The sequence below is a fragment of the Calothrix sp. FACHB-168 genome (assembly GCF_963889195.1).
Taxonomy (GTDB): Bacteria; Cyanobacteriota; Cyanobacteriia; order Cyanobacteriales; family Nostocaceae; genus Aulosira; species Aulosira anomala_A.
The window spans coordinates 99,367-109,090 of the sequence record NZ_CAWPNJ010000031.1 but is presented as its reverse complement, the minus strand read 5'-3'; the positions used below and the strand labels follow the sequence as shown (position 1 = coordinate 109,090).

The 9,724-nt window shown below is 40.5% G+C and carries 7 protein-coding genes; 2 read left to right on the top strand and 5 right to left on the bottom strand.

The genetic code is table 11. The features are described from left to right. The 3 genes from AACW45_RS19920 to AACW45_RS19910 all read right to left on the bottom strand — a co-directional run. Positions 1–1,919: NB-ARC domain-containing protein (locus AACW45_RS19920; protein WP_313933790.1), on the bottom strand; the 1,919-nt coding region annotated here is incomplete at its 3' end. Between the two features lie 122 nt (positions 1,920–2,041). Continuing rightward, positions 2,042–2,635, bottom strand: a complete 594-nt coding sequence (locus AACW45_RS19915; protein ID WP_190634138.1) for a CHAT domain-containing protein — start codon at positions 2,633–2,635, stop codon at positions 2,042–2,044. 543 nt (positions 2,636–3,178) lie between these two features. Further along, positions 3,179–5,374 carry a tetratricopeptide repeat protein gene (locus tag AACW45_RS19910; protein WP_190634134.1) on the bottom strand — a complete coding sequence of 732 codons (2,196 nt, stop codon included), beginning with the start codon at positions 5,372–5,374 and terminating at the stop codon, positions 3,179–3,181. Positions 5,375–5,590: 216 nt separating this feature from the next. On the opposite strand from AACW45_RS19910, the gene AACW45_RS19905 reads away from it, so the two are divergent. Continuing rightward, entirely contained in the window at positions 5,591–5,722 is a 132-nt protein-coding gene (locus AACW45_RS19905; RefSeq protein ID WP_277880415.1) for a hypothetical protein, read from the top strand. A 267-nt stretch (positions 5,723–5,989) separates the two neighbouring features. Next, entirely contained in the window at positions 5,990–6,490 is a 501-nt protein-coding gene (locus tag AACW45_RS19900) for a DUF1648 domain-containing protein (protein WP_190634133.1), read from the top strand. A 229-nt stretch (positions 6,491–6,719) separates the two neighbouring features. Here the strand turns inward: AACW45_RS19900 and AACW45_RS19895 are convergent, their stop codons facing one another. Both AACW45_RS19895 and AACW45_RS19890 read right to left on the bottom strand, forming a co-directional pair. Beyond that, complete coding sequence (locus AACW45_RS19895; RefSeq protein ID WP_190634131.1) at positions 6,720–7,982, bottom strand: AAA family ATPase; 1,263 nt, start codon at positions 7,980–7,982, stop codon at positions 6,720–6,722. Between the two features lie 181 nt (positions 7,983–8,163). Further along, the gene (locus AACW45_RS19890) at positions 8,164–9,366 is read right to left on the bottom strand and encodes an AAA family ATPase (RefSeq protein WP_096645745.1); all 1,203 of its coding nucleotides are present in this window, start codon (positions 9,364–9,366) and stop codon (positions 8,164–8,166) included. Positions 9,367–9,724 lie beyond the last annotated feature (358 nt).

The window sequence follows — 9,724 nt, the reverse complement described above, 5'->3', positions numbered from 1 at the left end:
TGCCAATCCCAGACTTTGAGGGTGTTGTCAGAGGAAGCAGAAATCGCGTATTTGCCATCTGCACTCAGGGCGATCGCAATTACCGAGTGACTATGACCTTCCAGGGTACGCAGTTGTTGTCCGGTTTGCCAATCCCAGACTTTGAGGGTGTTGTCAGAGGAAGCAGAAATCGCGTATTTGCCATCTGCACTCAGGGCGATCGCATTTACGCAGTCACTATGACCTTCTAGGGTACGCAGTTGTTGTCCGGTTTGCCAATCCCAGACTTTGAGGGTGTTGTCATCGGAAGCAGAAATCGCGTATTTGCCATCTGCACTCAGGGCGATCGCATTTACCGAGTAACTATGACCTTCTAGGGTACGTACTAAGGAACTGCCAGGAGGAGTTAAACTTGCTATTTGCGGAAGCAAGCCAGGAGTTTTGCATTGCTGCGCTTGGGTTAACAATGCCTGAATTGCTAAACTTTCAAAACCCAGCAATCGCCCTAATAATTGCCCTGGCAATTGCTGTTTATCTTGAATTAAAATATGTACCGACCGTAGCAATGCACCTTGAATTAGCTGTAAATCCTCATTCTCTGATAAAAAATCATAATCTGCTAACAACGCATTAATATTGATGTTCTCCAACTTCGCCTGTAACCAGCGAAAATCACACAGCAGTTGTTGTAATTCTCCTTTCCTTCCCCCAGCCAGCAAGTGATAGGCTAAATTCTCCCAAATATAACCGTCATTTTCTAAACTATGCCAGCCTTGGGGGTATTTTTCGCTGTAAGCATTTAACAGCCGATTGTGTAAAAACCCTATCCCCTCACTTTTATTTGCTAAAGTCGTGTACTGCTTCCTGACATAATCAAACTGCAAGTCATGCAACCGCAAATTTCCCGCTTCATCCCGCAAAGCCAGAGATTTACTCACCAATTCATCAATCACATCTTGGCTATCAAACTCATCTAACCCCAAGGGTTGCCAAAATGTCTGCAAAACTGCTTCGGGTATGGGTGTATCTTCCGGAAATACCGCAAAATCTAAATATCGCTGTTGGCAATTCTCATCCAAAGCCTCTACACTGACCGCAAGAGCTTTGAGTAAATCGGGATAAGGATAATCGGGAAACTGTTGTTTGATTTTCTCTAAATCAGCACTGCGGAGTTTTTCTAAAATATTCTGCCAGCGATTTGCAGGTTTCCCCCGCATCATCGCGCCAACCATCGCTAATGCTAAGGGCAAATATCCACATTCCCGCGCAACCTGCAAAATTAACCCCACCCCGGCTGCGCCACCCCTCCCCGCAAGCGAGGAGGGGTAAGAGGAAATATCTGTTTCTCGGCTAGTTGGGAAAGAAGATTGAGAGATACCAATATTATCTTTCCCCCTCCCAGTTTGCACAGCAGAATCCGCAACATTCTCTGTCCCCCTCCCTGCTTGCGGGGAGGGGTTAGGGGTGGGGTGCAGTATCTCCGGTTGATTTGCCCAATCTGCTAACAGTTCTAACGCCTGTTGTTCACCCAAAACTGCCAGCTGATATTCTTCCCCGCCCAACCCCGTGACTATCGCCCCATCACGGGTAGTAATTAACATCTGACAGCGTTCCCCCAACACATCAAACGCCGTCGCATCATCCAAACGCCAGATATCATCCAAAATCAGCAAGCAAGCTTTCTGTGCAAACAACTCCCGCAACCGCGCTTTCGCCAATCCCACCTCGGTAAACGCCGCTTGCTTGTCACCCAACGCCGAAGCAAGATAGGATTGCCAAGTTAAAATCTGTGGCGTTTGTCCAAATGTTACCCACAACACCCCATCAGGAAACGCTTTTCTAACTTCTTCATCCCGCGCTAAGGCTGTAGCTAAGACTGTTTTCCCAATTCCACCCATTCCTTGCACACCAACACGGCGACTTTTGCCTGTAATACCCACAGGTTGCTTTGTTGAAGATAATACTTTGCATTTTAAGGGTGTAAGTTCTTCGGGACGGGGTAAAAAGTACGGTGGTAACTCTGGGACGTTGGTAAGATTGCCTAAAGGTTGGTGAAGGGGGGTTAAATGGGTTTTTTTTTAAGTTCAGGAATCAACTCACCAGGGACACGAGCTAAGGCGATCGCATTTCGCGCCAAATCAAAAGCAAACTCTACAGGCGAAACTTCATCATATTCGGAATTGTAACCGAGAAGTCCATCGTAAAAACCGACAACAAACTCAATCGCGGCTTTATCTCCGATTTTATCGTTCATCCCAATCACATAATTAATGTGTTGGGAAATAGCCTCAGCTTGAACTTTGGAGTAACAAGCATTCAACAGCACACATTCTACTTGTTTAGAAAACTGTCCAAATAATCCAGCTAATGCTTCACCTGTAACTAGCTGTGTTTTTCCCGTTTCATCCTCAAAAGCGAGTCCTTCTATCCCTGCACCATGCCCAGAAAAGTGGATAATATTCGGGCGATAATCCAAAATAGCGCGGCGAATATCCCTCACACGGACTGCTAAATCATAGCGTAAATCAAAGTTCTCTCGATTTTGTGCCCTTTGTAATCCTTCCTTGATATCACGCAATTCTTGATCAAGACGCAATCGTGATGTATTGCTAGGATTTGCAGCTAATATCAGGATTTTCTTCTGTTTAACAGTCATTGCCGGCGTTGGGATGTGCTGTTTTTAAGTATACATGATGGGCATGGGGCATGGGGCATCCCTTCGGCTTCGCTCAGGGCGAGTGGGCATTGGGCATGGGGAAGGGGATTCTTGGATTTCTTCTTTGCGTCTTTGCGCCTTTGGGGACTTACAAAAAATAAATTACCCATATTCCGTAGTGCGAGCATCTTGCTCGCTGGTGTTCAAAAGCGAGCAAGACTTCGGCGTGAGCGCTCAGTCGAACGCTGCTCGCACTACAAATTTATTGGGTATTTAAAAAATTGGATGTCCTTTGCGTGAGAAAAAACAAATTGCAGAGAACGCATTTGGTGAATGGTAGGTTTTATCCCTGAATACAGATACAAACAGTTCTCTCGCATACCCGATATACCGCCCGCAGGCTAGAAGCCTGGGGCTAACGTTACAAAGCCTGCCTTCGCAGGCTGGAATTTTCGTTAGCCTGCGAAGGCAGGCTTTGTTCAATTAGCCGCACCCTTCTAGGGTGACGGCGGGATTGCGGGATGAGTGAGAGTTAAAGAGTTTTTACTCTGGTTTACCAATCAATTCCCTAAACGGCGGCTCATCTGCAATATCATCAAAATCAATATCTGTCGCTGCTTCTTCCTGATATCGCGGATTCAAGTTAATCGCTTGCTGGAGATTTTCTACAGCTAATTCCACTTGTTTTTGCAGTGCGTAACAGGCGGCTTTATTATACAAAGTAACCGCATAATCGGGTTTGAGTGCTAATGCTTTGTCAAAAGATGCGATCGCTTCGTCATCTCTTCCCAACCTTACCAAACAATAGCCGCGTTTATCCCAAGCTTTCGGGGATGGTTTAATTTCAATGGCTTTGTCAAAAGATGCGATCGCTTCGTCGTATTCTTCCAATTCAATCAAGGCTAAACCGCGATTCATCCATGCTACAGCGTCATCGGGTTTAACTTTCGTCGCTTGATTAAATGATACAAAAGCCTGTTGATGTTTGCGTAAATACCCCAAAGCCACACCGCGATCGCACCATGCTTGATGATCGTTGGGATTAATTTTCAATGCTTTATCATAGGATGCGATCGCGTCTTGGTAGCGTTTCAACCTAGCGAGAGTTAAACCTTGCTTAAACCAAGCTGTGGGGTTATCTGGCTGAGTTTCCACTGCTTGATTGTAAAATGCGATCGCTTCTAAATACCGTTTTTCGCCAAACAATACATCTCCCCTTGTCAAATATTCATCGTCGGCAACGCTAACCTCTACATCTTCTGTGATAGACGAGGTTTCTGGCTTAGGAGATTGTAACGGTTCTAATTTTTTCGCCTCAATTTCAATTATCGCTGGCTGTTTAATTTCCGTCAGTTCTTCTAAAATAGAATCCTTGCGTTGTTGTGCATCGAATTGCAATTCCGAAAGCTGGGAGACAAATTCCGTTTCTAATCTTTCCAGCTTTTCTAAAATCAGAATTTTCTGCTGTTGTGCATTTATCTGTAATTCCGAAAATTGCGAGGTAAATTCCGAACCAGATTTTTCTAACTTCTCAATAATTAAATCTTTCTGTCTTTCCACATCCCCCAGTAACTCAGCCAAGTTACTAGTAAATTCTGCTTGCAATTTTTGTAAATCAGCAAAAATCTGCTCTTTTTGCTGTTGACTATTAGCTTGTAATTCTGTCAATTGCGTTCTCAAGCTACTTTCCAACTCAGCAATATTCGCCAAACTCGCATCTTTTCGCTGTGTAACTTCTGCTTGTAACTCAGATATTTTATTTACTGCTTCTATTTTCAAAGCATTTTCTAACTCAGCAATATTCACCAAACTCGCATCTTTTTGCTGTCCAACCTCTGCTTGCGACTCTGATATTTTATTCGCCGCTTCTGTTGCTAAACTCGTAATTTTCTCAACAGCTATATCTTTTTGTTGCTGCGTATCAGCCTGTAACGCCGCTAAATTTCCTGTAAATTCCGCCTGAGATGTATTTAAACTTGCTAATGTGCTATCTTTTTGCTGTTCTACATTTAATAGTATTTCTGATAATTGCAGCGATAAATCAGATTCTATTTTGCTTAAATTTTCAACAGTAAAATTACTTTGATTTTGGGCATTTGCAAGTAATTGCCCTAATTGACTTGCAAATTCCGTATCTATATTTTCTAATTTAGCTTGAATAACTTTAACTTCCGCATCTAACTGATTTAAAATACTTGCTTGCTTCGCCGTAAAATCAGAATTAATCGTAGATAAATTTTCTTGCTCGCTTTTAATCTTAGCTTGCAGATTCTCAACCTCTTTCCCCAAATCTTGAGTAATCTTTTGCACCGCTTGAATTGCATTTTCAGCTTCTTGCTTCACCGCATTTAGCTGAGTTTGCAAACTTTCCACACCTTCTATCTGTGACATTGCCTTATTCACAACTTCGCGGATAATTAATCCACGTAATAGCCACAGTAAAACTATTGTAGCGACAGGAAATAAGCTTAATAATACTATCCAGATATTCAAGGGCATGGTAGTCTGATTAAAATTACGCTCAACATCAGATTGGGTTGCATCTTGAATCCGCCGTTGCGCCAGCAATCCAGCCAATTCTTCCCGTTCCTGATTAGATAATACCGGAGCAGGAGCCACACCAGACGATACAGCAGGTACAGTTTGCCCATTGATTTTACCAGGAGACAGCAGCAAAGGCGAAAACACGAGAACGCTTTGTAAAACTAAAGCGTAGACGGCTGGATGTTTGCTTTTCATATCCCTTCCATTGTTAGTTTTGCAAGCGGCGTACCTTCTCCAATCTATAACAAATTATTAACACTTAACCTCTCTCAATCATACCTCTCTCTTCCTTGGCGTCCTTGGCGTCTTGGCGGTTAATAATTCCTAAATCTTCCATAAATCCCCACAAATAAACACTCTACGCTAAATTGAAAATGTAGAGTTACTAATTAGATTTTTTTTATTTCGCTTATGGAAACACAATTTTCTTGGACTAAACAATGGTATCCCATTAGCCCATTAAGTTATCTCGATAGTAATAGTCCCAATCCCGTCACCCTACTGGGTAAAAAACTCGTAATTTGGCAAGATAATCATCATTAGTATACCCGCCAAGTTTGCCCTATTCGCCACAATTTTATCAATCATCAGTTTGCTGGGTTCATATTTTATTGATAACTTAAAACAACAATTTTTTACCAGCATTCCTCAAGGAGGTTTACCTATCATTAAGGTTTACGCCGATCGCCCTAGTAAATCTCTCTCATAAAAGAATATGATAGTATCTTAAATCTCTGTAACAAGCCCAAGACATTAGCGACCATCCCAGGCTAAATTATAAACACAATTAGCCGATACAATGGAGCTATAATGAGTTATCAAAGACCTGTTTTTATCCCTCCCCAGACTCAACAAGCAAAAATGCTCAATTGGATTGCGATCGCGGGAATAGTTGCATTGTTTGGTACAGCAATTCATGCTTGGTTTGCATTACCAGAGACTATACCCATCCATTTCGGAGTTGATGGTAAAGCTAACGGCTGGGGGAGTAAAAACTTTCTCTGGCTGTTCCCCTTATTAAGTTTATTAATGTATGGTTTGCTGACAGTGGTTAGTCACTATCCCCAAACATTTAATTATGCAGTGCAAATTACAGAGGAAAATGCACTGCGTCAATATCACATTGCCTGCTCAATGTTAAATTGGTTAAAAACCGAAATGATTTGGTTATTTGCTTATATTGAGTGGCAAATATATTATTTAGCCAATACAGAAACACCTCATTTAGGCATTTGGTTTTTACCTGTATCTTTAATTATTATTTTCGGAACGATCGCATATTGGTTGTTTCAATCTTTTCTAGGGCGTTAATTAAGTATAGGTGTCATTTGTCATTTAATTTCCTTCTAATTGCGTCCTTCTACACTTTGATTTGAAAGAGTTATTTCTCTCTTCCCTTTCATATATAGGCGTAGGTTGGGTTGAGGAACGTAGACGAGGAGCGGCTTCCCGCAGGGTAACCCAACATTTTCGGCGCTTTGTTGGGTTTCACTTCGTACCCCTTCGGGGAATCAAGCTACAACCCAAGCTACATTTATCCTTAATGGAACCGTATTGATTTACGAGCGGCTTCTGTCTCTTCTGTAGATTCGCTGCTGGTGTTTTTACTCTCCATTTGTTCTCTTAAAATTGCAATTTGTGTCACCATAATTGCTTCTATCCCATTAGTTGACATATTCCCCATCCAATGAATCATTGATGAAAGAAACAATTCTTTGAGATAGGCGAAAGAAAAGCCATCTGTCATAGTTGCTATCTGAGTTACCGCTTGTGGTGACAGACGCATCTCTGGTTTTAAGCGATCGCTCCACATGGTAATATAAGCTTGTCTTACCGAGTTATCTGGTAAATCGAAGTGATACTTGCGATCGAAACGACTAGGGCGATCGCGAATTGCTGGATCTAGCCTTTCTGGGTGATTGGTACTAGCAATGGTGACAATTCCCTCGTTAGCCGCAAAACCATCAAGTTCATTGAGAAAGAAAGAACGATTTTCGTCAGTTAACAGAGAATCTAAATCCTCTAGAACTAAAATACAGGGTGCAGACTGTCTCGCTTGTTTAAATACTTTGCGAATATTTTCGCTATCCGTATCATACTCAGACTTAAAACTCTTCACATACAGACAAGGCTTTTGCATAAGATTAATTAAAGCTTTGACTGTATGAGTTTTCCCGTTTCCTGGTGAACCAATAAATAAAATTCCTCGTTTCCAAGGAATATCATAAGCTGCATAGGTTGCTTGGGAAGCAAAAAAGTTACTCAAGTCATCTTGAATTTCTTGTTTCAGGTTACCATGCAAAATTAAATTATCAAAAGTAGCTGTTTTAATCGATTGAAATAGTTCGGGGTTTTTATTCCAATAACCATCTTCAAAAACTAAAACCTCTTCACGAATTTCGGAATTCCAATCACAAACAGCCGTAAAAAACTTTTCTGCTAATTCTTGATTATGAGCCAAAATCCAGTAATATCTAGTTTTACAATAACCTTCTTGCCAACTCATTAATAATACATCAAATTGCTGTCCTTGCCATTTCACCATAAATTCAGCATTTTCTGTATATTTATATAGCTGATTTTCCATGCCATCCCAACTAGTTAAAATTTGGTTGTGAATAGAAGCATGATGTTGAATTTGGCAGAGATTAGCCTGGGCGTATTTTTCTAAATTGAATGTACTATCGTTACCTTCTAAGAGAAATTTCCGGGGATAAATCGCGGCTAATTCTTGACTAATATGATATGCGATCGCATTAATCGGCAAAGTCAATGATTCTGTAATCAGTTGTTGAATATTCATGCTGATTTATTACTTTTTAATTAAATTTATTAACTAATACACAATATTCCGCATTAATTCCGGAATTGCAGGTATTTACCAAAAAAATGTTGACTCTTGTAGAGACGCGATTCATCGCGTCTCTACAAATCGCGTCTCTAACAAATGACTATTGACTAAGAAGAAAAATTTTCACGCCTACTTATACAAATTTTTGTGTAAACTCATAAATTAAATCAACTCTTCCCTTGCGTAACATCGCTGGATCTAATCTTTCTGTAGTATTACAAGTCATCAATACTACTAAACGCTGCTTCATTTGCATCCCAGATTCATCAATGATGCTTTGATACAAAGTGCCGTCTAATAAACTCAAAATATGTTCGGTTTTATTATTATATTGGGCGACTTCGTAAGCACGATTTTGCGCTAGGTTATCTGCTTCATTAATAATGATGCAAATTTGCTCTAAATAACTAGGCGGAACAAAATTTGTAATGGCATCATGATCTAAAATAAAAATTACATAGCCTAAAGGTACTAAAATCTCTTGGGCTACAGCCTGAGTCCATGCGGTTTTACCCGTACCCGGTTCGCCATGTACAACAACTGCTAACTGATTTTGATTGAGAATTGATTGCTGAACTGCGTCTGTAAAACTTTGAATATCTGCGGGAAAAGTGCGAATCGGAAATTGGCTGTGAACCCTACCAACACGACTTTGATAACCGCTTAACATAACAGCTAAATTGTAAGTTGCTTTGTTAATTAACGGTGCCATATTTCTAGACATCAAAGTATATTGTTTGCGTCCGCGATCGTAGGGATCTATTTGCAACCAAATATCATGTTTAGCCCAATAAGCATAAACAGTATTAATCACATCAATTCTTTCCCAACTGATAAATTTATCGACGGGAAAGTAAAAGTCTCGTTCTGAATAATATTGGGTAATAATATCGGGACGTTCTAATAAGGCTAAAACTCGCAATACGGTAATTTCTTGTAATCGATTGAGTACATAATCAATAGGAATGCTATTGCGGCTAACAAATTGGTTAATGGGTGTTTCTGTACTTAAAACTTCTTTATAGCGATTATCTGGCGTTAAAGGATCTGGTGTAATAAAACTCCAATATTTTTGCAATTCACCGCGCGTATAGTCAGAAGCAACATTTAAGATATTTGCCCACCAGCTATAATCTCTTCTACCTAAAGCATCGGCGTAATAACTCGCTAAATTAATAGTTTTTTGCGTTAACTCCTGGGTATCGTGAAAGAGAACTTGCCAAAAAAACCCCCAATCAAAGTCGCGTTGTAATGGACGCCAACCGCTACTCAGAAGGTTTTGACGGTTGTTATTTGCAGAATTACCTTCGTTATTTCTAAAATCATCAAAAACCATATCTTTTTCACTGTAGCGGTAGGTGAGCTATCTTTAGCTGACGTAAAAGTTTAGCACAGGGTTTTCTATTATATTCTAATTGCGATCGCTCGGCTAATGTGGCAGGAATTAGCACTGCTTAATACTGTCATTTAATTTTTTGTCCTTTTTTCTGGCGAAATTCAACCGACTAATACGCAATGATGAGTTACCTGCGTTAGACTACATATAAGTTAAGGCTGAGATTGAGATTAACAAAAATATAGTAGGACAGCTTCTTGCTTTAGTATCGCGTTGCATCTGACTGAGGGGCAGATTAAAAAAAGTGTTCAGATTTTTATGAGTAGTTATCGCATGTAATATACTGTATTACAATAAG

What these genes read in the sequence shown, in the direction of transcription:
- AACW45_RS19915 (WP_190634138.1), bottom strand. Translation starts at nt 2,635, where the DNA reads ATGACTGTTAAACAGAAGAAAATCCTGATATTAGCTGCAAATCCTAGC.
- AACW45_RS19910 (WP_190634134.1), bottom strand. Translation starts at nt 5,374, where the DNA reads ATGAAAAGCAAACATCCAGCCGTCTACGCTTTAGTTTTACAAAGCGTT.
- AACW45_RS19905 (WP_277880415.1), top strand. Translation starts at nt 5,591, where the DNA reads ATGGAAACACAATTTTCTTGGACTAAACAATGGTATCCCATTAGCCCA.
- AACW45_RS19900 (WP_190634133.1), top strand. Translation starts at nt 5,990, where the DNA reads ATGAGTTATCAAAGACCTGTTTTTATCCCTCCCCAGACTCAACAAGCA.
- AACW45_RS19895 (WP_190634131.1), bottom strand. Translation starts at nt 7,982, where the DNA reads ATGAATATTCAACAACTGATTACAGAATCATTGACTTTGCCGATTAAT.
- AACW45_RS19890 (WP_096645745.1), bottom strand. Translation starts at nt 9,366, where the DNA reads ATGGTTTTTGATGATTTTAGAAATAACGAAGGTAATTCTGCAAATAAC.